Origin of the sequence: Rugamonas sp. DEMB1 (assembly GCF_029834475.1) — a bacterium.
Classification (GTDB): Bacteria; Pseudomonadota; Gammaproteobacteria; order Burkholderiales; family Burkholderiaceae_D; genus Rugamonas; species Rugamonas rubra.
In genome coordinates, this window is sequence record NZ_CP122407.1 from 6,656,495 (window position 1) to 6,682,690 (window position 26,196).

The window sequence follows — 26,196 nt, forward strand, 5'->3', positions numbered from 1 at the left end:
TTACTCCAGTTCGGCCATGGCGGCGGCGAAGGTGTCGGCGTTCAGGCGGGTGTAGTGCCACAGGTTCTGGTTCTCCATGAAGGAGACGCCCTTGCCCTTGACGGTGTGGGCGACGATGGCCTTGGGCCGGCCGTCGGCGCTGGCCTTGAGCGCCGCCAGGGCGGCGTCGAGCGCGGCCTCGTCGTGGCCGTCGATGTCGAGCGCCTCGAAGCCGAAGGCGGCGAACTTGTCGCGCAGCACGCCCAGGCCCATCACCTCGTCGGTGCGGCCCATGGCCTGGAAACCGTTGGCGTCGACGATGACGACCAGGTTGTCGAGCCGGCGGTGGGCGGCGAACAGCATGGCCTCCCAGATCGAGCCCTCGTTCATCTCGCCGTCGCCGAGCACGGCGTAGCAACGCTGGTCGGTGCGGCCGAGCTTGGCTGCCAGCGCCAGGCCGACGCCGACCGACAGGCCGTGGCCGAGCGAGCCGGAGCTCACCTCGCAGCCGCGCACGTGGGCGTCGGACAGGCCCTTGAGCGGCGTGCCGTCGCGGTAGTACTGCTCCAGCGCGCTGCGCTCCAGCCAGCCCTTTTCGTACAGGCAGGCGTATTGCGCCATCACGCCGTGGCCCTTGGACAGCACCAGGTAGTCGCGCGCGGCGCCGTCCGGATCGTTGTCCGGGTAGCGCAGGTGCTGGCGGTACAGCACGGCGAGGATGTCGGTCAGAGAGAAGGCGCAGGCGACGTGCACGGTGGCGCCGGAGTAGGCCATCTCCAGCACGGTGCGGCGCAGGCGGCGGGCGTTGAACGGGTCGGCGTTATGCGGCATGTGGGTGCTCCTTGTGGTGCCAGGCGGCGGTCTTGCGGATCGCCGTGGCGAGATCGGTGTATTCCTGCAGGCCGAGCGCGGCGGCGCGCGCGGTGGCCGGCACGTAGCGTTGCGGCGGCCGGCCCGGCGTCGGCGTGCCGGCGATGTGGACCTGTTCGGCGCCGGTGATGCTGCGGCTGACCAGCGCGGCCAGCTCGGCCAGCGCCAGGGCGTGGCTGGAGCCGACGTTGTAGGGCCGGCGGTCGCCTTGCACCAGGATGGTCAGCAGCCAGACGGCCAGGTCGGCGGCGTACAAATACGAGCGCAGCGGCGTGCCGTCGCCGCCGACGTGGACCGGGCGGCCGGCCAGGCTGTCGGCGATGAAGTTGCCGATGGCGAAATGGGCGTCGAGCGGCAGGTAGGGGCCGGCGAAGGCGAAGCAGCGGGCGATGCGCACCTCCAGGCCGTGGCGCTCGGCGTGGCAGGCGCTCATCCATTCGGCCACGCGCTTGGCCTGGCCGTAGGCGCTGGCGCTGTCGCCGGTGTCGGGCGCGCCGGCGTAGCTTTCGTCGACGTGGCTGCAGTCGCTGGGCTGGCGGCCGTAGACGGCGCCGGAGCTGGTCAGCAGGTAGCGGCTGGCGCCGCAGCGCCGCGCCAGCGCCAGCGTTTCGCGGCTGCCGGCGACGATCTGCTCGAAGGCGTGCAGCGGGTCGGCGTCGGCGCGCGCCACGTCGGTGGCGGCGTGGATGACGATGTCGTAGCGGCCGTCGACGCCGGCCAGCTCGGCCATGTCGCCCCGCAGCAGGGTGACGGCGGCGGCGCCGGCCAGGTGCGGCGCCTTGGCGCGGAAGCCGTCGGGGTCGCGGCTCAGCACGGTCAGTTGCAGGCCCAGGTCGAACTGGGCCTCGCCGGCCAGCAGCGCCTCGAGCAGCCAGCAGCCGAGGAAGCCGGTGCCGCCGGTGATGAAGACGCGCTGGCCGCGCAGCGCCTGCCAGACGGGGGCGGCGACGCGCTCAAGGATCAGGGCGACGTCGTCGGCCGCGATGCCGGGCCGGTAGGCGGGGGCGGCGCGCATACGGCGGGTCAGAAGCCGCCGACGCCGAAGAAGGCTTCCAGCTTGTCGATGGTGAAGTCGAGCATGTCGCGCGTCAGGCCGGGGAAGACGCCGATCCAGAAGGTGTCGTGCATGACGCGGTCGGTGTTGACCAGCTCGCCGGAGACGCGGTAGTTGCGGCCGATCATGTAGGGCTGGCGCGTCAGGTTGCCGGCGAACAGCAAACGGGTGCCGATCTTGTGCTGGTCCAGATAGGTCAGCAGGTCGACCCGGCTGACGTTGGCGGCCGGCGTGAGGGTCATCGGGAAGCCGAACCAGGACGGGTCGGAATGCTCGGTGGCCTCGGGCAGGATGAGGAACTCGGCGCAGGACTGCAGCCGCTCCTTCAGGTAGGCGAAGTTGTCCTTGCGGGCCTGGATGAAGCCGGCCGCGCGGTCGATCTGGGCCACGCCGCAGGCCGCCTGCATGTCGGTGATCTTCAGGTTGTAGCCCAGGTGGCTGTAGGTGTACTTGTGGTCGTAGCCCTCCGGCAGGGTGCCCAGCTTCCAGCAGAAGCGCTTGCCGCAGGTGTTGTCCTTGCCGGGCGCGCAGTAGCAGTCGCGGCCCCAGTCGCGGAAGGACTCGGCGATCATCTTCAGCTCGGCGTTGTTGGTGAACACCGCGCCGCCCTCGCCCATGGTGATGTGGTGGGCCGGGTAGAAGCTCATGGTGCCGATGTCGCCGAAGGTGCCGACCATCTTGCCGTGGTAGGTCGAGCCGAGCGCGTCGCAGCAGTCCTCGATCAGCCACAGATTGTGCTTCTTGCACAGGGCGACGACGACGTCCAGGTTGTACGGGTTGCCCAGCGTGTGGGCCAGCATGATCGCCTTGGTCTTGGGCGAGATGGCCGCCTCGATCAGCGTCGGGTCGATGTTGTAGGTGCCCAGCTCGACGTCGACGAAGACCGGCACGGCGCCGAACTGCAGGATCGGGTTGACGGTGGTGGGGAAGCCGGCGGCCACGCCGATCACCTCGTCGCCCGGTTGGATGGCGCGCGCGCCCAGTTTGGGCGAGGTCAGCGTGTTGAAGGCGACCAGGTTGGCCGAGGAGCCGGAGTTGACGGTGATCAGGTGCTGCACGCCGATCAGCTTGGCCAGCTTGGCCTCGAACTGGTCGTTGAAGCGGCCGGTGGTGAGCCAGGCGTCGAGCGAGGCCTCGACCATCAGCTCCATCTCGGGCGCGCCGACCACCTTGCCGGCCGGCGGCACCACGGTGACGCCGGGCTCGAAGGGGCGCGGCGCGCTGGCCAGGGCGCCGTATTGGGCCACCAGGGCGCGGATCTGCGCGCGGAGTTGTTCTTGGGTTTGCTGTTCGCTCATGGTTCCGACCTTACTTAATTTGTGCTGTGTGCGGTGTTTTGATATTGCTGGATCTGCGCCAGGGTCAGCGCGCGCATGTCGGCGCCGGCGCCGTGCGCCTGGTGCCAGGCGACGATGTGGTCGATGGTCTGGCCCAGGTTCCAGCGCGGCTGCCAGCGCAGGCGGGCGTGCGCCTTGGAGCAGTCCAGTTTCAGGTAGTGCGCCTCGTGCGGCTGCGGCGCGGCGTCGAGCTGCCAGGCGGCGCCCTCGCCCCAGCTCTGGCACAGGCGTTCGATGATCCATTCGACCGGGCGGGCGTCGGTGTCGTGCGGGCCGAAGTTGAAGCCCTCGGCGTAGGCCGCGCCCCCGCTGTACAAATGCTCGGCCAGGGTCAGGTAGCCCGACAGCGGTTCGAGCACGTGCTGCCAGGGGCGGATCGCGTGCGGGCTGCGGATTTGCACCGGCCGGCCGGCGCCGATGGCGCGCACCATGTCGGGGATCAGGCGGTCCTCGGCCCAGTCGCCGCCGCCGATGACGTTGCCGGCCCGGCCGGAGGCCAGCGCGACGCCGTGCTCGGCGTATTTTTCCGGGTTGAAGAAGGAGGAGCGGTAGCCGGCCGTGACCAGCTCGGCGCAGGCCTTGCTGTTGCTGTAGGGGTCGTAGCCGCCGAAGGGCTCGTTCTCACGGTAGCCCCAGGCCCATTCCTTGTTCTCGTAGCACTTGTCGCTGGTGACGTTGAGCACCGCCTTGACGCCGGGGGTGGCGCGCACCGCCTCGAAGAGGTTGACCAGGCCCATCACGTTGGTCGAGTAGGTCTCGACCGGGTGGGCGTAGGAGTGGCGCACCAGCGCCTGCGCCGCCATGTGGATGACGATCTGCGGCCGCGCCTCCTGCATGGCGCGGGTCAGCGCGGCGGCGTCGCGGATGTCGCCGACGATCGAGCGCATGCCGGCGGCCACGCCGGCCACCTCGAACAGGCTGGGATCGCTCGGCGCCTGCAGCGCGTAGCCGGTCAGCTCGGCGCCCATCTGCTGCAGCCACAGGCTCAGCCAACTGCCCTTGAAGCCGGTGTGGCCGCTCAGGAAGACGCGCTTGCCCTGCCAGAAGGCAGCGTTCATGGCCAGCGCTTCCACGGCGCCTTGCCGCTCTGCCACAGCTCCTCCAGCAGAACCTTGTCGCGCAGCGTGTCCATCGGCTGCCAGAAGCCGTGGTGCATGAAGGCGTCCATCTGGCCCTCGCGCGCCAGCGTCTCCATCGGCTCCTTTTCCCAGGTGGTGCTGTCGGCGTCGATGTAGTCGATGACTTTCGGCGAGAGGACGAAGTAGCCGCCGTTGATCCAGCTGCCGTCGCCCTGCGGTTTTTCCTTGAAGCTGACGATGCGCTGGCCGTCGATGTCGATGGCGCCGAAGCGGCCGGGCGGCTGCACCGCCGTCATGGTGGCCAGCTTGCCGTGCGCCTGGTGGAAGCGGATCGAGGCGCCGATGTCGATGTCGGCCACGCCGTCGCCGTAGGTGAAGCAGAAGGCCTCGTCGTTCTCGACGTGCTGGCGGACCCGTTTCAGGCGGCCGCCGGTCATGGTGCTTTCGCCGGTGTCGACCAGGGTCACGCGCCAGGGCTCGGCGTGGCGCTCGTGCACCTCCATCGAGTTCTTCTGCAGGTCGAAGGTGACGTCCGAGGTGTGCAGGAAGTAGTTGGCGAAGAATTCCTTGATGACATAGCCGCGGTAGCCGCAGCAGATGACGAAGTCGTTGATGCCGTGCAGCGAATAGCTCTTCAAGATATGCCACAGGATCGGCTTGCCGCCGACCTCGACCATCGGCTTCGGTTTGACAGTCGTTTCCTCGCTGAGCCTGGTGCCCAGTCCACCTGCCAATATCACTGCTTTCATGCGCGTCCCGGATTGTCGTGTGAGGGTTGGTTGTAGAGTGTATTGTCCCCCACCTGCCGGTTATTCTAAACGAAAAGCAAGACCCGTTTGGGCCTTCAAGGGGCGCGATGGCGAATTTCCCTGGGGAATTTACCGGATGGGTGCGCGGCTGCTGTTTTCGCGCCACGGCCGGTGGCGCGGCGGCGCGTTTTTCGCCTTTTCCACGGCCTTGCCGGGGCCGGGCTAGCGCCGCCGTGGCTGGGCCGCCGCGCTGGGCACCATGCCCATGGGGCGCAGCAGTTTTTCGGCCGTCGCCAGCGTCGGGCTCGACTCCTCGCGCTCGATGTCCTGCAGGGTCCGCGCCGACACGCCGCACAGCTTGGCGTACTCGGCGATCGTCAGGCGCAGGCTGGTGCGGATCTTGCGGATCACGGCGGGAATCGGCATGGCCGGGTCGGCGGCTAGCTCGTCGGCCAAGGCGCGGCGGGCCTGCAGCTCCTCGCTGGGCGACAGCGGTTTGAAGCGTTTATCCATCTAGAGTTGCTCCAACTGCGAACGAATATTCTCTATCGTCCTGGCAAAGGGGGCCAGGAACTGTTCGCCTATGCCGAGCGCGCGCGCGTCGGCGCCCAGCGTGGCGAGCGGGGCTGCCATGGTGCGTACGGCGTCGCGGACCTCGGCGTGGTCGACCTTGGCGGCGTCGCAGGCTTGTTGGATGGCGCTGGCCCAATCGGGCGCGCCGGCATCGTCGGCCTGCCAACGCATGCGCCGCGCGATGCCGTCGGGATGCAACCACATCGGCGCGAAATCGAACAGCGGCGTGAGGGCCACGCTGCCGTCGTGGCGGCGCTGGATGGCGCTGTTGCGGGCGTGGTTGTCCTTGTTGCCGAGCGCGACGTTGGCGATGTCGCGCTTGAGGTACTCGACGATGTCGCGGCGCGGATTGCTCGCCACTTCACCGAGGCGCCGGCACACCTCGTTATGCGAAGGGACCATGCCGAAGCCGCCGATGCCGCAGAGTGAAGCGATGCTCTCCTGGCCATGGCGCAGCACGCCGCCGTCCGCCACCAGCCGGTCAAAACGGGGGATGAACAAGGCGCGCCCGCGCAGGGTCAGGTCGGCATGCACATTGAGCCCCAGCCCCCGCGCCAGACGCATATAGGGCGCCTCCAGACGAAGGATGTTGGCCAACGACTCGTCCTGGCCGCGGCCGAACTTGACGATGAAGTGCTGTTGCGCCTCTTCGTCGGGGAGCATGTGGTCAAGATAGAAGAGTCCGTCGTGCGCCCTTGTCAGCAGGATCTTCGGCCATTCGCCTTGAACGCCTGAGGAGCCGGCCAGAAACAGCCCATGTTGCGCCAGATACTCGTTGAAATCGGCGGCCCTGGATGCCACTTCCTCCATCGTGAAGCCGGCCGTCCTGTTGCCGCTGCGCGCACTGGCCCAGGCGTGCGCCTCGCTCACCCGAACATTGCCGATGGGGTTGCCGGCGCCGGCGCACAACAGCGCCCAATCCGCGACGGGGCCGGCGGCCGGGTCTCTTTCCAGTTGTTTCAACAGTTCAGCGCGTCCGTAGCCTTGGGGCAGCAAGTCAATCAGAAATGGCGGCCAAGCCCGCTCGGGATAGCTCACTAAGTCGACCGGAACATTGACCGACAGGGCCGCTGCGTCGGATCTGTCCCAGTATTTGAGCGCATAGTTCGGCGTGTAGATCAAATATGTCGAGGCGTCCACACCCTGCTCGGGCTGGCCGGTCAAGTCGAGCACCGCAGCGTCGCGCCAAGCATCATCGATGAATATCTGAAGTGTGCAGGTGGTGGGGATCATATGCACAGTATAGTATCAGTAATGAGCGTGGGAAGACCGCTATTAATGATGGAAAAGTGTGTATATGCTCGGCTCAATCGCTCAGCAACAGGCGGTAACCCTGCTGCATCAGACGGCAAAGCTCGTCGATTTGCGGCTGCTCGGCACCGAGCCGGGCGTGCTCGCTCGTGACGAGGGCGGACAGGGCGGCCAAGCGGCCCGCCAGCAGCGTCTTGAAGCGCGCCGCGTCGTCGGCCAGCAGGCCGTGGGCGTGGGCGTCGTACAACAGGTTCAGGCCTTCCAGCGCGCGCGCCGAGGCGGCGGCGCGGTTGGCCGGCGCCACTTGCGGCACATAGCTGCCCAGCGGCTGCGGCAGGTAGACGCAGTCGCGCCCGGCCAGCGCCGTCAGCAGCGTGGCCAGGCCGCCCAGCTGGTGGTACTGGCGGCCCTGGTAGCGGCCCAGCGTGGCGCCGATGTCGGCGCGGCGCAGCAGCATGGCGCCCGGTTCGCATAGCTCGGTAGCGGCCGCGCCGGCCTCGCCGCCGAGCAGCAGCGCCGCCAGCGAGGCGCCGCCGACCGCCGTGTCGATGCCGAACAGGGGCTGGCCCGGCAGGTCGGCGCCGGCGCCGTCGCGCGGCTGGCGCCAGCCCAGCACCAGGCCGATGGCGGGGTAGTCCAGGTAGCAGCGCAGCATGCGGGCCACCTTGTCGGCATGCAGGGTCTCGCCGGCCTCGGCGCAGGCGAGGTACTGGCCCAGCGCCAGCGCCAGGCAGTGGTTCAGGTTGTCGGCCGGGGCCAGGCCGGCGGCGTGGCTGTAGCGCAGCCGCGGCATCGCGCCGTCGCCGTCGGCGCCGCGCAGATACGGCGCCAGCAGGGCGCGGCAGACGCCGTCGGCGCTGCTGTCGCCGACCACGATCTCGCACGGCGTGTAGCTTTGTGCCAGCGCGCTGGTCAGCGTCGCCAGCAGACCGTCGGCGCCGCTCACCGGCAGCAGGATGCTGACCAGCGGCAGCGGCAGCGCCAGGGCGAGCGCCGTCGCGCCGGCGCCCCCGGTGGCGTCGGAGTCGGCGCCGGCGTCGGCCGCCAGCAGGCTGCCGCGTGCCACCCGCAGGTAGAGCCGCTCCAGGTTGCGCACGAAGCGCGGGCTGTCGAACAGCGCGCTGGCGTCGCGCTGCTCGGCCAGGCGCTGGCGCAGCGCGGCCAGCTCGGCCGGCGCGCCGGCCAGGCGCACCGCCGTGTCCTCGTAGTCCTGCACGCTGTCGGTGACCAGCTCGGGCAGGCCGGCGGCGTGCAGCAGGCTGCCGGCCATGCGGCCGGCGAAGCTGCGGCCGGCGCGGGTCAGCAGCGGCAGGCCGGCCCACAGCGCGTCGCTGGCGGTGGTGCCGGCGTTGAAGGGCAGGGTGTCGAGGAACAGGTCGGCCGCCTGGTAGCGCGCCAGGTAGTCGGACGGCAGGGCGCGTTCGGCGAACACCAGGCGCTCGCTGGGCAGGCCGTGGCGCAGCGCGGCCATGCGCAGGTTGTCGCGCACCTGTTCGCTGTCGGCCACCAGCCACAGCACGCTGGCCGGCACGCGCTGCAGGATGCGCATCCAGCTGGCGAACTGCTCGGGGGTCAGCTTGTGGTTGTTGTTGAAGCAGCAGAAGACGAAGCCCTCGGCGGGCAGGGCGCAGTCGGCGCGGCTGGGGCGCGGCCCGACCAGGCGCTGGCGGTCGTTGACCTGGAAGGTGTCGGGCAGGTACAGCGGCTGCTCGGTGAAGTAAGGCGCCAGTGCCGGCGGCAGCACGAAGGGGTCGGCCAGCACGTAGTCGATGCTGTCCATGCCGCTGCTGCCGGGATAGCCCAGCCAGGCGATCTGCACCGGCGCCGGGCGCCAGGACAGGATGTCGTGGCGGGCGCCCAGGGTCAGGCCGTGCAGGTCGACCAGGATGTCGATTTCGTGCGAGCGGATGCAGCGCGCCGCCTGCTCGTCGCCCATCTCGCCGATGCGCACGTGCTGGTCCATGCCGTGCACCACGCGGGCGCGCAGGCCGGAGCCGTCCTCGCGGCTCCAGCAGAAGCCGTAGACCTCGACCAGGGCGCGGTCGTGCAGCTGGTACAGCTCGGCGGTGAGGATGGCCACGGCGTGCGCGCAGAAGTCGGACGACAGGTAGCCGACGCGGAGCCGGCGGTGGTGGTAGCCGCGCGGCTCGGACAGCGGCGCCACGCCGGCCAGCACCTTGTCCTTGACGTAGCGGCGCGCGGCGGCCAGTTGCACGGCCGGGTCGTCGCTGGCGCTGAGCGTGGCCAGCGCCGAGGTGGCGCCGAGCAGCTCGGCCTCGCCCAGGCCGGGCAGCGGCGCCAGCACCGGCCAGGCGCACTGCTTCTGGCGCAGGTGGACCCAGTGGGTGATCACCGGCGCTTGTTGCGGGTTGAGGCGCAGGCTGTCGGCGAAGGCCTGCTCGGCCTCGTGGTGGCGTTGCTGGTTCTCGCTGACGCGGCCGATGTTGTTGAGCAGCTGGACCTGCAGCGCGCCGGCGTTGGGCGCGGCCGGCTCGACCCGCCGCAGCGTCTGGCGCCACTGCTCCAGCGCGGCGTCGTAGCGGCGCGCCCGTTCGAGCAGCGAACCCAGGCCGAGGCCGGCCTCGGAAAAATCCTCGCGCAGCGCCAGGGCGGCGCGGTAGGACTGCTCGGCGCCGCGCTCGTCGCCGGCCTGCACCTGCAGCACGGCCAGGTTGTACCAGCCGGCGTACAGCAGCGGCGAGTCGGTGCGGCGCAGCCACAGGCGGTACAGCGCGTCGGCCTGTTCGCCGCGGCCCTGGGTGGCCAGCATGCCGGCGATGCCGAACAGTTCGGCGATGGGCAGCTCGCCCAGGCCGGCCAGGGCGAAGGCCAGCGTGGCGGCCTCGGCCACGTTGCCGGCGGCCATGGCGGCGTTCAGCTGCTGGGTCATGGCGCCGGCGCCGCCGTTACGGCGGCGTGTCCTGCCCGTCCAGTTCGGCCGGCGCGTCCCAGCCGGCGGTGACCTCGGCCGGATAGCCGCGGCGGAAGTGCGTGGTCCACGGGTAGGCCGGGCGCTCCGTGCCGTCGCGCAGGCGGATGGTGCTGGTGTCGCACAGGTAGCGCGCCGGGTTGCCGCCCACCACGGTGGCCGGGGCGACGTCGCGGTGCACCTTGCTGGCGGCGGCGACCAGGGCGTGGCGCCCCACCTTGACGCCGGGCAGCACCACCGACATGGCGGCGATGGCGGCGTAGTCGCCGATCTGGCAGCCGAGCAGCAGGTTGCTGGGCGGGTGCGGGTCGTTGGTCAGCACCACGTAGGGGAACAGCCAGACGAAGTCGCCGATGGTGGTCATCTTGCCGATGAAGACGTTGGACTGGCAGCGCACGTGGTCGCCGATGCTGCAGTCGCCCTGGATCTCGTTCATGGTGCCGATCTGGAAGGCGACGCCGGCCGTGGTTTTTTCGCGCACGGTGACGCGGTGGCCGGTGACCAGGCGCTCGCCGAAGCTCGAGCCCTGGTAGAACACCGAGTGCGAGCGGATGCGCGCGCCGGCGCCGATGCGCAGCGGCAGGCCGTCGGCCAGCGGGGTCGGGTAGCCGATCTCGCAGTAGGCGTCGATCACCGAGCCGGCGCCGATCTCGACGTTGGCGTGGATGATGCTGAACGGGCCGACGCTGACGTTGGCGCCCAGCTTGGCGCCGGGCGCGACGATGGCGCTGGGATGGATCATGGCGGCCCTCCTCAGGCGGCGAGGATGGCGCGCACGGCGTCGGCCACCTCGACGGCCTCGGCGTCGGTCATGGTCGGGCCGATCGGCAGGCTGAGCACCTCGCGGTGGATCGCCTCGGCCAGCGGCAAGTCGCCCTGGCGCAGGCCCATGGCGGCGTAGGCCGGCTGCAGGTGCGGCGGCACCGGGTAGTGGACGATGGTGCCGATGCCGCGCTCGGCCAGCGCCTTGGCCAGCGCGTCGCGGCCGGCGTGGCGCACCACGTACAGGTGCCAGACCGGTTCGGCCCACTCGGGCACGTGGGGCAGGCGCAGGCCGGCGATGCCGGCCAGGCGCTCGTTGTAGATGGCGGCGATTTGGCGGCGGCGCGCGTTGTCGACGTCGAGCCGGGCCAGCTTGACGTTGAGCAGGGCGGCCTGCAGCTCGTCGAGGCGCGAGTTGTAGCCGGCCACCTCGTTGTAGTACTTGACCTTGGAGCCGTAGTTGCGCAGCGTGCGGATGCGTTCGACCAGCTCGGCGTCGTTGCTGGTGACGGCGCCGCCGTCGCCCAGCGCGCCGAGGTTCTTGCCGGGGTAGAAGCTGAAGGCGGCGGCGTCGCCCAGCTGGCCGGCGCGTTCGCCGTGGTAGCGCGCGCCGTGCGCCTGGGCGGCGTCCTCGATCACCTTCAGGCCGTGGCGCCGGGCCAGCGCGACGATGGGCGCCATGTCGGCCGTCTGGCCGTACAGGTGCACCGGCATGATGGCCTTGGTGCGCGGCGTGATGGCCGCCTCGAGGCGGGCCGGATCAATGTTGAAGCCGCCCTCGACCGGTTCGACCGGCACCGGCGTGGCGCCGCAGTGGCTGACCGCCAGCCAGGTGGCGATGAAGGTGTTGGACGGCACGATCACCTCGTCGCCCGGGCCGATGCCGTAGGCCTTGAGGATCAGGAAGATGGCGTCGAGGCCGTTGGCCACGCCGACGCAGTGGCGGCTGTCGCTGTAGGCGGCGAAGGCGGTTTCGAAGGCGGCCGTCTCGCCGCCCAGCACGTACCAGCCGGAGTGCAGCACGCGCTTGAAGGCGGCCTCGAGCTCGTCGGCCTGGGACAGGTTGATCGCTTTCAGATCGAGGAAGGGAACGCTCATTTGGTCTCTCGCAGGTTGGTGCCGCCTTCGCGGTGGCGGTGGGCGGCGGCGACGAACTCGTCGTAGTCGTGGTAGTAGTCGTTCGGGTCGTACAGCGTCGAGGCCAGCACCAGGCACACCGCGCCGGAGGAGAAGTTGTCGACCTCGCGCCACATCATGCCGGGCACGTACAGGCCGTGGTAGGAGCGGTTCAGCTGGATCTTCTTGCGGCTGTAGCCGTCGTCGACGGTGACGTCGAAGCTGCCCGACATGGCGATGAACAGCTGCTGCAGCTCGATGTGGCCGTGGCCGGCGCGCGAGGAGCCGCCCGGCACGTCGTACAGGTAGTAGACCCGCTTGATGTCGAAGGGGACGTGGACGCCGCCCTCGATCACCGACAGGTTGCCGCGCGGGTCGTGGTGCTTGGGCAGGTCGATCAACTGGCATTGGTCGAGGATTTGCATGCTGGGCCTCCGGGGATGCGGTTAGTCGGCCGCCAGGGCGGCGCAGTAGTCGAGGTAGCGCTGGCGGGCGCGCGCCATCTGTTCGAACACGTTGCCCAGGCGGACGCAGACGGCGTCCACCTGCGGCCCCAGCTCGAGCAGTTCGGCGCGGCTGATCTGGCCGCCCTCGTGCGACACCACCAGCAGGTCGATGTAGTCGGAGAAGCAGTTGCCGAAGTTCGGGTTGGAGTTCGGGTTGGAGTTCGACTGCAGGCGCTGGTCGCGGCGGAAGTAGGTCAGCTCCTCGTCGATGTAGAAGGCGTTGCCGCCCTTGACCAGGTTGCAGTAGGCGGCGACGTCGGCCAGGCCGAGCGTGAAGTCGTGGCTGCCGATGCGGAACAGCTCGCGCCAGCCGATGTTCCACAGCTGCTCGCGGCGGAACATGATGCTGGTCAGCTCGCCGATGAAGTTGCACATGCCCAGCGCCATCGAGCGGTGCATGTCGCGCCCCGGCATGCTGCCGCTGGCCTGGTAGGGGCGGCGCGTCTCGGTGCGCTCGTTGTCCGAGTTGATCACCTGGCTGGCCGAGAACACCAGCTGGGTCTGCGGGTCCATGTTCATCACCGCCACCATGCGCTCGACGCAGAACGGGTGCAGGATGTCGTCGTCGAACAGCGGCTTGATGAAGTGGCCCTTGCCGGAGTAGAAGCAGGACAGCAGGTTGGCCTCGCGCAGCGCGGTGCTGCGCTGGTAGATCACGCCGGGGTAGCGGGCGCAGATGTCGCGGATCTCCTCGCTGGGGCAGTTGTCGCTGACCAGGATCTCGGTGTTCGGGTAGGTCTGGCCGATGGCCGACTTGAGGCACTGCTCGAAGTGGGCCGGCTTGTACGACGGGATGACGATGCTGACTTTTGGATGGCTCATGGAATGCGGTGCTCCTGGGGATGGGCCGCGCCGCCCTGGCGGGCGGCGCGGACGGCGGTCCGGCTCAGACGGCGACGAGGGCGAGGATGTACTGCCACGGCAGCGCGTCCTCGACGGCGATGACCGGGTCGATGCCGCTGGCCTGGGCCATCAGGCGGATCGCCGGCAGGTATTTCTCGCGCGCCGGCTCGTCGAGGATGCGGGCGCTGCCGCCGCTGACCTGGAAGCCGGCGCGCTGGAACATGTCGAGCATGGCGCCGCGGGTGAACAGGCGCAGGCGCGCCGGGTCGAGCGCGGCGCCGGGTTGGTAGCGCAGGTCGCCGGCGTTCAGGTGGGCCTGGGTGCTCCAGTGCTGGAAGTTGCGCATCGCCGCGATCAGGCGGCCGCCCGGCGCCATGTTGGCGCGGATCTTGGCCAGCAGGGTCCAGGGGTCGTTGAGCTGTTCCAGCGCCTCGTCGAGCACCCAGCAGTCGGCGCCCTTGACGTGGTCCCACAGCTCGGCGCCGGCGTGCTCGATGTCCTGGTTGAAGACGAACTCGCAGTGCGGCCGGGCGGCGTGGGCCAGGCCGGGGGCGCGTTCGATTCCGGTGTAGTCGCAGATCGGGTTGCGCGCCTTGTAGGCCTTGGCGAAGGCGCCGTCGCGGCAGCCCAGCTCGACCAGCTTGCCGGCCTCGAGCGGCACGAAGGACAGCAGGTCGGCGTTGATCTGCGCGCTGGCGGTCGGCATGTCGTAGTGGTAGCCGCCGGTGCGGATCACCGTGCCCTGCCAGTCGTGCTTGATGTAGACGCGCTTGGGGTCGCGGCTGAAGTCGTTGGAGACCCAGTCGATGGTGCCGATCAGCTCGGGGCGGCCGGCGCGGTGGATCGCCAGCATGGTGGCGATCAGCGGCGCGCCGTGCTTGATCGGCATCGGCCACTGGCGCACCACGTCGATGTTGGTCAGCATGCAGGCCGGGTGCAGGTAGCGCACCACGCCGTCGGCGCGGTCGTAGCCCTGCTCGTTGACCGGCTGGATGCCGCCGACGCCGTACATGCCGGGGCGCAGGTGGCTGCGCAGCGATTCGAGGAAGCCGGGGTTGACGATCTCCACGTCCGAGTCGAGGAACAGCACCTCGCCGCTCAGGCCGAGATGGTTGATGGCCCAGGCCAGGCCGGGGCCGTGGTGGATGTTGTAGCCGAAGGGGATGAACTCGACGTTGTCGAAGCGCGCGGCGACGGCGCGGATCTGTTCGGCCACGTCGGGGTTGGAGCCGTCGACGATGTAGACGCGGTTGGTGTAGAACTTGCGCAGCGAGCCGAGCAGCGCGGCGATCAGGTCGGGCGCGTTGTAGGACACGGTGATGATCGGGATGTCCCCGATCGGCGCCGGGGCGGCGTGCGAGACGGCCGGCGCCTGCGGCGCCTGCGGCGCGGCCAGGCGCGGCGCGGCCGGCTTGGCGACGCGCTGCATCACCGTTTCCAGATTGCGCACGAAGCGCGGGCTGTCGAACAGGGCGCAGGTCTGGCGCTGCTCGGCCAGCTGGCGCTTCATGGCGGCGATGCGTTCGGGGTCGTTGGCCAGTTCGACGGCCAGCTCCTCGTAGGCGGCGAAGTCGTAGGTGATCAGCTGCGCCAGGTTGACGGCGCGCAGCAGGCTGCCGGCCATGCGCGAGGCGAAGGTGCTGCCGGCGCAGGTGAGCAGCGGCAGGCCGGCCCACAGCGCGTCGCTGGCGGTGGTGCCGGCGTTGAAGGGGAAGGTGTCGAGGAACAGGTCGGCCAGCTGGTAGCGCGCCAGGTACTCGGCCGGCACGGCGCGGGTGGCGAAGATCAGCCGCGTGCGCTCGACGCCGGCCTGCTCGGCGTGGCGCCACAGGTTCTCGCGCACCTCGTCGTAGTCGGCCACCAGCCACAGCACGCTGTTCGGCACGCGCTTGAGGATGGACATCCAGACGCCGAACACCTCGGGGGTGAACTTGAAGTTGTTGTTGAACGAGCAGAAGACGAAGGCGTCGTCGGGCAGCTGCACGCTGGCGCGGCTGGGGCGGGCGGCAATCAGGCGCTGGCGGTCGTTGATCTGGAAGGTGTCGGGCAGGTACAGCGGCTTTTCGGTGTAGTTGGCGGCCAGCTCGGGCGGGATGAGGAACTCGTCGGCCAGCACGTAGTCGACGCCGGGCAGGCCGGTGGTGCCGGGGAAGCCGAGGTAGGTCATCTGCACCGGCGCCGGGCGGAAGGCCAGGATGTTGGGGCGCGCGCCCAGGGTCAGGCCGTGCAGGTCGACCAGGATGTCGATCTCGTGGGTGCGGATGCAGCGTGCCGCCTGCTCGTCGGTCATGGCGTCGATGCGGATGTAGTGGTCCATCGCCTTGACCACGCGGGCGCGGATCGGCGAGTGGTCCTCGCGGCTCCAGCTGAAGGCGTACACCTCGACCTTGCTGCGGTCGTGCAGCTCGTACAGCTCGGCGGTGAGGATGGACACGGCGTGCGAGCAGAAGTCCGACGACAGGTAGCCGATGCGCAGGCGCGGGTGGGCGTAGCCGTAGGCGCCGGTCAGCGGCGCGACGGCGGCGTTGACCTTCTCATTGACGAAGCGGCGCGCGGCGGCCAGCTGCTGGGCCGGGTCGGCCGAGGCGCTGAGCATGGCCAGCGCCGAGGTGCCGTCCATCATGGTGGCGGTGGAGATGTGTTCGAGGCCGCTGTAGACCGGCCATTCGCACTGCTTCTGGCGCAGGTGCACCCAGTGGGTCATGACGTTGGCCTGCTGCGGGTCGACCCGCAGGCTGCGCGCCAGCATCGCCTCGGCGGCCGGGTACTGTTTGCGGATCTCCAGCAGGCGGCCCAGGTTGTTGAGCGTTTGCAGGTAGAGCGGGCGGTTGGCGCTGACGTCGGGCTGCACCGCCGGCGTGAGGATTTCGCGCCAGGTGGCCAGCGCCTCGTCGGGCCGATTGAGCCGCTCGAGCAGGGTGCCCAGGTTCAGGCGCGCCTCGACGAAGCCGGGGTTGAGCGCGATGGCGCGGCGGTAGATCGTTTCGGCGCCGAGGTCGTCGCCCGCCGCCGAGACGGTCACGGCCAGGTTGAAGCAGGCGGCGTAGGCCAGCGGCGTGACGGTGTGGTCGAGCCACAGCCGGTACAGGGCGATGGCGGCGTCGAGCTGGCCGTGCTCCTGCAGTTGGGCGGCGGCGCCGAACAGATCGGTGATCGACATGGCGCCGCTGGCGGCCAGTTGCAGCACGTTCGGGACGGTTTGGGAGGCTTGAGCGGTCATGGGCAGATGGCTGGTTGGTCGTTTCGGGCAGGCGCAATCTATCGGCGCGGCGGACGCCTAAAGGAAGTGCCTATCATACCTTTTGTCGCTCTGGCTGGGGCAAGTTTTTGGCTCCAGAGCAACACTCGCGCCAAGGCGGCGCGCCAAGGCGGCTCGCCAAGGCGGGGCACGGGGACACGGCCGGCGCCGGCCGCCGCGCCGGTGATGGCGCGGCCGGCCGGCGCCGGCGCCGTGTCAGCGCTTCGGCACGGCGAACCAGCTGTCGGCCTGCGGCTTGAACTCGCCGCCCTTGTCGCTGCCGCCGCCGGCCAGCGGCGCAATGGCCGGCAGGCCGTGCGCGGCGTAGCGTTCCAGCGCGGCCGCCATGGCGCGCGCCGGTTGCGCCGCGTGGGTGGCGCTTTGCAGCAGCTGGGCCGGGGTGGCCGGGCCGCCGGCCGCCGGCGCCACCGCCGCGCCGTCGCCGTACTGGCGCAGCGCCTCGCCCAACTGGCCGACGCGCTGTTGCAGCGCGCCGCTGTCGCGCTGGGCGAGGAACCAGACGTCGGCGCTGGCATGGCTGAGGCCGTCGCTGGTCTGGTAGCTCGACGTCAGGCCGATGCGGTTGCCGTTTTGCAGCGTGGCGCTGGCCTCGGCGCGGGTGCTGATCGAGCTGATGCCCAGCGCGTCCAGGCCGAGCAGCTCGGCGGCCTGGCTGAGGCCGTCGCTGTTGCCGTCGACCCAGACGCGCAGCGCGCCGAAGGCCGCGTCGGCGCTGCTGATCTGGCCGTCCTTGTTGCTGTCGAGCTCGGCCAGGGCGGTGTAGCCGTCGTCCGCCCTGGCGCCGCCGGCCAGCGCGGTGGCGCCGCCGAACAGTTCGCCGCCGTCGTTGATGTGGCCGTCGCCGTTGCGGTCGAGGGCCAACAGGCCGTCGCGCGGCGCCACCCAGCCGGTCGGCACGGGTTTGCCGTCGGCGTAGATGTCGAAGCGCACGCCGGCGTCGGCGCCCAGCGTCGAGACGCCGTTGCCGTCCAGGTCGAGCACGAGCGGCGTGGCGTAGCGCGACGACGAGGGGTCCAGCGCCATGGTCTGCGCCAGCGTCATGGCGGCCACCTGGGTGTTGGTGAAGGCGGCGATCTGCGCCGTGCTCAGGGCGGCCAGGTCGGCCGTCTCGAGCGCGGTGATTTGCAGCGTGGCCAGCGCGGCCAGGCCGGCGTTGCTGAGGAAGGGCATCTGGCCGGCCGTCAGCGCGGCGATCTGGTCGACGCTGAAGGCCAGCAGCTGGCTGGTCTTCAGGCCGGCGATCTGGGCGTTGCTGAGGCCGGCGATCTGCGTGGTCGACAAGTAGCCGATCTGGGTGGTCGTCAGGGCGCCCAGCTGGGTGGTGCTCCAGGCCGCCAACTGGGTGGTGCTGAAGGCGCCGATCTGGTCGATCGACAGCACGGCGATCTGCGCGTTCTTCAGCGCCTGCATCTGCGTGTTGGTCAGCGCGCCGGCCTGCGGCGCGCTCAGCGCCTCGATCTGCGTGTTGGTCAGCGTCAGGATCTGCGAGGCGGTCAGCGCCACCAGCTGGTCGGTCGACAGCGCGCCGACCTGGTCGACGGTGAGCTGGGTGATCTGGCTCAGCTTGATCGAGGCCAGTTGCGCCGTGGTCAGCGCCTGCACCTGGCCGTTCGACAGGGCCGGCAGTTGCAGCGCGCTCAGGTAGCCGATCTGCGCGGTGCGCAGCGCGGCGATCTGGCCGGTGCCCAGCGCCAGCATCTGGTCGGCCGTGAGGGCGCCGATCTGCAGGCTGGTCAGCGCCTGCACCTGGCTGGTGTTGAGCGTCGGCACCTGGCCCAGCCCGAGGCTGGAGATTTGCAGCGTGCCGAGGGCGGCGATCTGGCCGCTGCTCAGCGCGCCGAGCTGGTCGGAGTTGAGCGCCACCAGGCTGTCGACCTGCAGCGAGTAGACCTGGGCCGTGCTCAGCGCCTGCAACTGCGCGCTGCCGAAGGCGGCGATCTGGGCCGGCGCCACGGCGGCGATCTGGCCGGTGCCCAGGCCGCGCACCTGGGCGGTGGTCAGCGCCGCCGTCTGGCTGGTCGACAGGCCGCTGAACTGGTTGCTGCTCAGCGCGGCGATGTCCTGGGTGTCGATGGCGACGATCTGGTCGGTGCTCAGGGTGGCCAACTGGTCGGCGCTCAGCGCGCCCATCTGCGCGGTGGTCAGGCCGGGCAGCTGGTCGGAGTTGAGCACGCTGATCTGTTGCGTGTTCAGGCTGGCGGCCTGGTTGCTGCTCAGCGCGGCGATCTGGGCCGAGCGCAGCGCGGCGATCTGCGCCGTTTGCAGGGCTTGCAGGGCGTCGGTGCTCAGGCCGTAGGCCAGTTGCGCCGTGCTCAAGGCGGCGATGTGGGCGGTGTCGAGCGCGCTCAGTTGCAGCGTGCTCAGGCCGTACAACAGCTGGCCGGTGCCGAGCGCGGCGAACTGGCCGCTGCCCAGGGCGTTGAGCTGGTCGCTGCCGAGCGCGCCGATCTGCTCGCTGCCGAGGGCGGCGATCTGGCGCGTCGCCAGCACCGCCAGGTCGGCCGTCTCCAGCGCGGCGATCTGGTCGGTGTTGAGGGCCGCCACCTGGGCGCTGCCCAGCGCGGCGGCCTGGGCGGTGCCCAGGGCGACGATCTGGTCGGTGGTCAGGCCGTTGTGGACGAGGCTGGTGGACAGCGCGGCGATCTGGCCGGTGGCCAGGCTGGCCAGCTGCTCGGTGCGCAGCGCCTGCAACTGCTCGCTGCGCAGCAGGTTGAGCTGGCTGGTGGCCAGCGCGGCCAGGTCGGCCGTCTCCAGGGCGGCGATCTGGTCGCTGTTGAGGGCGCCGATCTGCGTGCCGCCCAGGGCGCGGGCTTGGCGCGTGCTGAGGGCGACGATCTGGTCGGTCGACAAACTGGCGAATTGGTCGCTGCCCAGGGCGGCGACGGCGGCCGTGCTGAGCACGCCGAATTGATCGGTGCCGAGCGCGGCCAGCTGCGTGCTGCTCAGCGCGGCGAGCTGCGCCGAGGCCAGCGCGGCGACCTGCGCCGTGGCCAGGGCGGCCACCTGCGCCGTGCCCAGGCCGTTCGCCAGCAGTTGCGGGCTCAGGCCGCTGAGCGCGCTGGTCGAGAGGGCGTTGAGCTGGTCGCTGGTCAGGGCGCCGAACTGGTCGGAGCTGAGCGAGCCGAGCTGGTCGCCGTGCAGCGCGTTCAGGTCGGCCGTTTCCAGCGCGGCCACCTGGTCGGTCGACAGGGCGGCGATCTGCGCGGTCGACAGGGCGGCCGCCTGGGCCGTCTGCAGGGCGGCCATGTGGTCGGTGGAGAGGGCGGCGATCTGCGCGCTGCCCAGGCCGGCGATCTGGCCGCTGCCGAGCACGCTGAACAGGGTGGTCGTCAGGGCGGCGATGTCGGCCGTGGTGATGGCGGCCACCTGGTTGCTGCCCAGGGCGGCGAAGTCGGCGCTGTCGAGCGCGTTGAGCTGGTCGCTGCTGAGCATGGCGACCTGGCCGGTGCCCAGCGCGGCGGCCTGCATGCTGCTCAGGGCGACCATCTGGTCGGTGGTGACGGCGCCGAACTGGCTGGCGCTCAAGGCGCCGATCTGCGTGCTGCTGAGCACGGCGAAGTCGTCGGTGTTGAGCACGGCGATCTGCTCGCTGCGCAGGCCGGCGATCTGGCGCGTCGCCAGGTTGGCCACCTGCAGCGTCGACAGCACGGCGATCTGGTCGCTGCCCAGCGCCGCCATCTGCGCCGAGCTGAGCGCGTTGAGCTGGGCGGTGGCCAGGTTGTACACCTGGTCGGTGTTCAGCGCGGCGATCTGGTCGGTGCTCAGCGCGGCCAGCTGGGCCGTGCGCAGGGCGGCGATGTCGTCGCTGTTGATGGCCCGCAGCTGGTCGCTGCCCAGCGCGGCGATCTGCGCCGTGCCCAATGCCGCCGCCTGGGCGGTGCTCAGGGCGGCGATCTGCGTCAGGCTCAGCTGGTTGACCTGGACGGTGGCCAGCGCGGCGATCTGCGCCGTGGTCAGCGCCGCCAGGTCGTCGAGCTCGATGGCGATCAACTGGTCGGAACTCAGGGCGTTGAGCTGGGCCGACGCCAGGCCGCTCACCTGCAAGGTGGTCAAGCTGACGATCTGGTCGGTGGTGAGGGCGTGCAGCTGGTCGCTGCCGAGGGCGTTCAGCTGGGCGCTGCCCAGGGTCTGCAACTGGTCGAGGGTGAGGGCGTTGAGCTGGTCGCTGCTCAGGGCGGCGATCTGCGCCGTGCGCAGCGCCGCCAGGTCGTCGGTCTCCAGCGCCTGCAGCTGGGTGGTGCTGAGGGCGGCGATCTGCCGGGTCTGCAGGGCGGCCGCCTGCGCGGTGGTCAGGGCGGCGACGCGGTCCAGCGTCAACTGGCCGATCTGGTCGCTGCCCAGGGCGGCGATCTGCGCCGTCTTCATGGCGGCGATGTCGTCCAGGTCGAGGGCGTTGACCTGGTCGGTGCCCAGGGCGGCCACCTGGGCCGTGCCCAGGCTGCTCACCTGCAGCGTGGTCAGCGCGGCGATCTGCGCCGTCGCCAGCGCGTGCAGCTGGTCGCTGTTCAGGGCGGCGATCTGCGCCGCGCCCATGTTGGGCAACTGGTCGAGGGTCAGCGCGGCCAGCTGCTCGCTATTGAGGGCGGCGATCTGCGCCGTTTTCAGCGCCAGCAGGTCGTCGGTCTCCAAGGCGGCCACCTGGTCGCTGCGCAGCGCGGCGATCTGCGCTGTCAACAGGGCGGCGGCCTGGGCCGTCGTCAGGGCGACCACCTGGTCGGTCGAGAGGGCCTGCAGCTGGTCGCTGCCCAGCACGGTCAACTGGGCGGCGCGCAGGGCGGCGATGTCGTCGGTCTCCAGCACGGCCACCTGGGCCGTGGCGAGGGCGGCGATCTGGTTGCTGGTCAGGCTGGTGGCCTGGCGCGTGGTCAGGGCGACGATCTGGTCGCTGTTGAGGGCGCGGATCTGGTCGGTCGACAGGGCGGCGATCTGCGCCGTCGTCATGGCCTGCAGCTGGTCGGTGGTGAGCAGGCCGAACAGGTTGGTGCCGAGCGCCAGCAGCTGGGCCGCCGTCAGCACGGCGAAGTCGGCCGTCTCGAGCGCGCCGATCTGGTCGGAGTTGAGCACGGCCAGTTGGCGCGTGCTCAGCGAGGACACCTGCAGCGTGGTCAGGGCGACGATCTGGTCGGTGCTGAGCAGGCCGACCTGGGCCGTGCCCAGGGCGGCGATCTGCGCGGTGCGCAGGGCGGCGATCTCGTCGGACCACAGCGCGGCCAGCTGGTCGTTGTTCATGCCGGCGATCTGCGCGGTGGCCAGGCCGCTGACCTGGCGCGTCGTCAGCGCGGCGATTTGCCCCGTGCCGAGCGCCTGGAACTGCAGCGTGGTCAGCGCGGCCACCTGGGCCGTGGCCATCGCCTGCAACTGGTCGGTCAGCAGGGCGCCCAGCTGGTCGCTGCTCAGGGCGACGATCTGCGCCGTCTTCAGCGCCACCAGGTCGACCGTTTCCAGTGACTGCAACTGGGTCGTGCTCAGCGCGGCCAGCTGGCTGGTCGCCAGGTTGGCCACTTGCAGCGAGCTCAGCGCGACGATCTGGTCGCTGCCCAGGGCGGCGATCTGGTCGCTGCCCAGGGCGTTGATCTGCCGGGTTTTCAGGGCGTTCAGGTCGGCCGTCTCCAGCGCGACGATTTGGTCGGTGCTCAGCGCGGCGATCTGGGCGGTGCCCAGGTTGCTCGCCTGCAGCGTGGTCAGCGCGACGATCTGGTCGCTGCTCAGCGCTTGCAGCTGCGCCGTGCCGAGCGCGGCCAGTTGGGCCGTCTTCAGCGTTTGCAACTGGTCGGTGCCGAGCGCGGCCAGCTGGGCCGTGGTCAGCGCGGCCATCTGCTGGGATTTCAGCGCCACCAGGTCGGCCGAGGGCAGCAGTTGCAGCTGGGCGGTGCCCAGCGCGGCGATCTGCGCGGTGCTCAGGCTGGCGATCTGCAGCGAGGTCAGCGCGCCGGTCTGGTCGCTGCCCAGGGCGGCGATCAGGCTGGTGCCGATGGCGGCCAGCTGGGCCGTCCGCAGCGCGGCGAAGTCGGCGCTCTCCAGCGCGTTCAACTGGTCGCTCGACAGCGCGGCGACCTGGGCGGTGCCCAGGTTGCTGACCTGCGCGCTGGTCAGCGCGATGATCTGGTTGCTGTCGAGGGCGGCGATCTGCGCCGTCTTCAGCGCGGCGATCTGGGCGGTGCGCAGCAGGGCCAGGCCGGCGCTGCCGAGGGCGGCGATCTGTTCGCTGGCCAGCACGGCGATCTGCGCCGTGCCCAGGCTGGTGAACTGGCGCGTGCTCAGCGTGGCGATCTGGCCGGTGCTCAAGCCTTGCAGCTGGGCGCTGCCCAGGGCCAGCAGCTGCGCCGTGGTGAGCGCCTGCAGCTGGTCGCTGCCGAGCAGGTTGAGGGCGTCGCTGCCCAGCGTGGCCAGCTGCGCCGTCTTGAGGGCGGCCAGGTCGGCCGTCTCCAGCGCGCGCAGCTGGTCGCTGCCCAGCACGGCCAGCAGGCGGGTGCTCAGGTTGGCCACCTGCAGCGTGCTCAGCGCGGCGATCTGGTCGGTGCTCAGGCTGGCCAGCTGGTCGCTGGAGAGGGCGTTGAGCTGTTGCGTCTTGAGGGCGGCCAGGTCGGCCGTCTCCAGCGCCGCCAACTGCTCGCTGAGCAGGGCCGCCACCTGGGCGGTGCCCAAGGTGCTGGCCTGCAGCGTGGTGAGCGCGGCGATGTGCATGCTGTCGAGCGCGCGCAGCTGCGTGGTGCTGAGGGCGGCGGTTTGCGCCGTCTTCAAGGCCTGCCACTGGCTGCTGGCCAGCGCGGCCAGCTGGTCGCTGCCCAGCGCGTTGATCTGCTGGCTTTTCAGCGCGGCCAGGTCGGCCGTCTCCAGCGCGGCCACCTGGTCGGTCGACAGCAGCGCCACCAGACGGGTCGCCAAGGCGCCTGCCTGGGCGCTGCCCAGCGCGGCGATCTGGTCGGTGCTGACGGCGGCCAGCTGGTCCGAGCGCAGCGCGTTGAGCTGGCTGCTCTTCATGCTGGCCCAGTCGGCCGTGGTCAGCGCCGGGATCTGCGCGCTGCCGAACCAGGTGATCTGGTTGCTGCTCAGGGCGTTGACCTGGGCGGTGCTGAGGGCGCCGATCTGCGCCGAGCTGAGCACGCCGATCTGCGCCGAGTTCAGGTCGGCGATCTGCGAGGTCTTCAGCGCCGCCACCTGGCCGACGCTGAGCGAGGCGATGGCGTTGGTGCCCAGACCGAGCAGCTGGCTCGACTTCAGCGCGGCGAAGTCGGCCGTCTCGAAGGCGCCCAGCTGGTCGGTGTTGAGCGCGCCCAGTTGCGCCGCCGTCAGCGCGCCGGCCTGGGCGCTGGTCAGGGCGACGATCAGGTCGGTGCTCAGCGAGGCCACCTGGGCCGTGGTCAGGGCGGCGATCTGCGCCGTTTTCAAGGCGGCCCAGTCGGCCGTCTCCAGCGCGTTGATCTGCAGCGTGGAGAGGGCGGCGATCTGCTTGCTGCCGAAGGCGCCGGCCTGGGCGGTGGTCAAGGCGGCGAGCTGGTCGCTGCCCAGCGCGGCCAGCTGGCCGCTGGCCAGCGCGGCGATCTGCGCCGTGCCCATGGCGGCGAACTGGGCGGTGCCCAGCGCGGCGACGGCGTTGCTCGACAGGGCGAGGATTTGCTGCGACTTCAGCGCCGCCAGGTCGGCCGTTTCCAGCGCGGCGACCTGGTCGGTGCTCAGGCTGGCCAGCTGGGCCGTGCCCATGGCCTGCGCCTGCGCCGTCTTCAAGGCGACGATCTGGTCGGTGCCCACGGCGGCCAGCTGGGCCGTGCCCAGCGCGGCGATCTGCGCCGTCTTCAGGCCGGCGAAGTCGGCCGTTTCGAGGGCGGCGATCTGCGCCGTCGACAGGCTGGCGATCTGCCGCGTGCTCAGCGCGCCGGCCTGGTTGCTGCTCAGGGCGGCGATCTGGTCGCTGTTCAAACCGGTCAATTGTTGCGTGCCCAGGGCCAGCAGTTGGGCGCTGCCCAGCGCGCCGATCTGGTCGGTGCTGAGCACGGCGATGGCTTTGCTGCCGAGCCCGCCCAACTGGGCGCTGCGCAGCGCGGCCAGGTCGGCCGTCTCCAGCGCCAGCAGCTGGTCGCTGACCAGCGCGGCCAGTTGCTGCGAACTGAGGGCGTTGGCCTGGGCGGTGCGCAGGGCGACGAGCTGGTCGGTGCTGAGCGCGCCCACCTGGTTGCTGGTGAGGGCGGCGATCTGCTGGGTTTTCAGGCTGTTGAAGTCGGCGGTGCCGAGCGCGCCCAACTGCAGGGTCGACAGGGTGACGATCTGCTGGCTGCTCAGGGCGCCGGCCTGGTTGCTGCTCAGCGCGGCGATGTGGTCGGTGCTCAGCGCGGCGATCTGAGCGGTCTTCAGCGCCAGCACCTGCGCGCTGCCGAGCGCGGCGAACTGGCTGGTGGCCAGCGCGGCGATGGTGGCGGTGGCCAGCGCGGCGACCTGCTGGCTGCGCAGCACGGCCATGTTGGCGCTGCTCAGGGCGTTGATCTGGGCGCTGTTGAACAGGGCGATCTGGGCGGTGCCCAGCGCCACGGTCTGGGCGCTGCTCAGCGCGGCGATCTGGTCGGTGCTCAGGGTGAGCAGCTGGGCGCTGCCCAGCGCGGCCACCTGCGCCGTCTTCAGGGCGGCGAAGTCCTGGGTTTCGAGCGCGGCGATTTGCTCGGTGCTCAAGCTGGCCAGCTGGGCCGTGGTCAGCGCGGCGGCCTGCCGGGTGCTCAGGGCGACGATCTGGTCGCTGTTGAGGGCGCGCAACTGGGCGCTGCGCAGCGCGGCCACCTGGGCGGTGGTCAGCGCCTGGATCTGGGCGGTGCCGAGGGCGGCGGCCGTGCCGCTGCCGAGGGCGGCGATCTGCACCGTGCGCAGCGCGGCCAGGTCGGCCGTCTCCAGCGCGGCCAGCTGGTCGGTGGTCAGCGCCAGCAGCTGGTTGGTGGTCAGCGCGGCGGCCTGCTGGGTGCCGAGGGCGGCGATCTGGTCGCTGCCCAGCGTGGCGAACTGGCGCGTGCCGATGGCGGCGATCTGCGCCGTCTTCAGCGCGGCGAAGTTGGCCGTGCCGATGGCGGCCAGCTGGTCGCTGTTGAGGGCGGCGAACTGGTTGCTGCTCAGGCCGTTGGCCTGGCTCGACACGAGCGCGGCGACCTGGCCGGTGCCGAGGAAAGCCAGCCCGGCGCTGCCCAGCGCGTTGAGTTGGTGGCTGCCGAGGGCGACCAGGTCGGCCGTTTCGATGCTGGCGATCTGGTCGCTGCCGAGCGCGGCCACCTGGGCCGTGCGCAGGGCGGCGGCCTGGCCGCTGCTGAGGGCGACGATCTGGTCGGTCGACAGGGCGCGCACCTGGGCGGTCGACATGGCGGCGATCTGCGCGGTGCGCATCACGGCGATCGCGGCGCTGCCGAGCAGCACGAACTGGGCGCTGCCCAGCGCGGCGATCTGGGCGCTGCCGAGGGCGCCGAACTGGTCGGAGTTGAGGCCGTTGATCAGCTGGTTGGTGCTCAGGCTGGCCATCTGGCTGCTGCTCAGCGCCTGGATCTGCAAGGTGGAGAAGCCGCCGCCGAGCTGGCCCGTGCCCAGCGCCTGGATGTCGCTGGTGGTGATGGCGCGGATCTGCGTGCTGGTCAGCGCGCGCAACTGGGCGGTCGTCAGTACCCCGATCTGGTCGGTCGACAAGAGCGCAATGTCAGTCGTGTTCAACAGGCCGATTTGGCTGGTGCTCAGACTGAGAATTTGGTCGGTGTTTAAACCGGGGATGATCGATGGCATGGTTAATATCTCCTACAGGAAATATATAGTAACGCCAATCGCCCCGGTAGAGAGAGCTGAGCCGTAAAAGTTGCCCAAATCTTTGCTTGAAAACAATGACTTACGTGGTTCGGATAATCAAATTGGAAACACGGTAAGATAATAA

At 70.4% G+C, this 26,196-nt stretch carries 14 protein-coding genes; all 14 read right to left on the reverse strand.

Going from position 1 to position 26,196, the window contains the following annotated elements; translation table 11 throughout:
• Window positions 1-810, reverse strand: a complete 810-nt coding sequence (locus QC826_RS30690; protein WP_279763795.1) for a transketolase — start codon at window positions 808-810, stop codon at window positions 1-3.
• Window positions 800-1,864, reverse strand: a complete 1,065-nt coding sequence (locus tag QC826_RS30695; protein WP_279763796.1) for an NAD-dependent epimerase/dehydratase family protein — start codon at window positions 1,862-1,864, stop codon at window positions 800-802. The genes QC826_RS30690 and QC826_RS30695 overlap by 11 nt, the downstream gene beginning before the upstream one ends.
• Before the next feature lie 8 nt (window positions 1,865-1,872).
• On the reverse strand, window positions 1,873-3,201 hold the full coding sequence (gene rfbH, locus QC826_RS30700) for a lipopolysaccharide biosynthesis protein RfbH (RefSeq protein WP_279763797.1): 1,329 nt from the start codon (window positions 3,199-3,201) through the stop codon (window positions 1,873-1,875).
• Between the two features lie 14 nt (window positions 3,202-3,215).
• The gene (gene rfbG, locus QC826_RS30705; protein ID WP_279763798.1) at window positions 3,216-4,298 is read right to left on the reverse strand and encodes a CDP-glucose 4,6-dehydratase; all 1,083 of its coding nucleotides are present in this window, start codon (window positions 4,296-4,298) and stop codon (window positions 3,216-3,218) included.
• Complete coding sequence (rfbF, locus tag QC826_RS30710; protein ID WP_279763799.1) at window positions 4,295-5,068, reverse strand: glucose-1-phosphate cytidylyltransferase; 774 nt, start codon at window positions 5,066-5,068, stop codon at window positions 4,295-4,297. Before rfbF ends, rfbG begins: the two co-directional genes overlap by 4 nt.
• Window positions 5,069-5,290: 222 nt before the next feature.
• A complete protein-coding gene (locus QC826_RS30715; RefSeq protein WP_279763800.1) occupies window positions 5,291-5,581 on the reverse strand; it encodes a helix-turn-helix domain-containing protein in 291 nt (96 codons plus the stop codon).
• Entirely contained in the window at window positions 5,582-6,871 is a 1,290-nt protein-coding gene (locus tag QC826_RS30720; RefSeq protein WP_279766637.1) for a type II toxin-antitoxin system HipA family toxin, read from the reverse strand.
• Window positions 6,872-6,947: 76 nt separating this feature from the next.
• Window positions 6,948-9,782, reverse strand: a complete 2,835-nt coding sequence (locus QC826_RS30725; RefSeq protein WP_279763801.1) for a glycosyltransferase — start codon at window positions 9,780-9,782, stop codon at window positions 6,948-6,950.
• 16 nt (window positions 9,783-9,798) lie between these two features.
• Window positions 9,799-10,563, reverse strand: a complete 765-nt coding sequence (locus QC826_RS30730; RefSeq protein WP_279763802.1) for an N-acetyltransferase — start codon at window positions 10,561-10,563, stop codon at window positions 9,799-9,801.
• An 11-nt stretch (window positions 10,564-10,574) separates the two neighbouring features.
• Entirely contained in the window at window positions 10,575-11,681 is a 1,107-nt protein-coding gene (locus QC826_RS30735; protein WP_279763804.1) for a DegT/DnrJ/EryC1/StrS family aminotransferase, read from the reverse strand.
• The gene (locus tag QC826_RS30740; protein ID WP_279763805.1) at window positions 11,678-12,124 is read right to left on the reverse strand and encodes a sugar 3,4-ketoisomerase; all 447 of its coding nucleotides are present in this window, start codon (window positions 12,122-12,124) and stop codon (window positions 11,678-11,680) included. Before QC826_RS30740 ends, QC826_RS30735 begins: the two co-directional genes overlap by 4 nt.
• 21 nt (window positions 12,125-12,145) lie before the next feature.
• The gene (locus QC826_RS30745; RefSeq protein ID WP_279763806.1) at window positions 12,146-13,027 is read right to left on the reverse strand and encodes a glycosyltransferase; all 882 of its coding nucleotides are present in this window, start codon (window positions 13,025-13,027) and stop codon (window positions 12,146-12,148) included.
• Window positions 13,028-13,091: 64 nt separating this feature from the next.
• Complete coding sequence (locus QC826_RS30750) at window positions 13,092-16,268, reverse strand: methyltransferase domain-containing protein (RefSeq protein ID WP_279763807.1); 3,177 nt, start codon at window positions 16,266-16,268, stop codon at window positions 13,092-13,094.
• 234 nt (window positions 16,269-16,502) lie between these two features.
• Window positions 16,503-26,051 carry a beta strand repeat-containing protein gene (locus QC826_RS30755; RefSeq protein WP_279763809.1) on the reverse strand — a complete coding sequence of 3,183 codons (9,549 nt, stop codon included), beginning with the start codon at window positions 26,049-26,051 and terminating at the stop codon, window positions 16,503-16,505.
• Window positions 26,052-26,196: the final 145 nt, after the last annotated feature.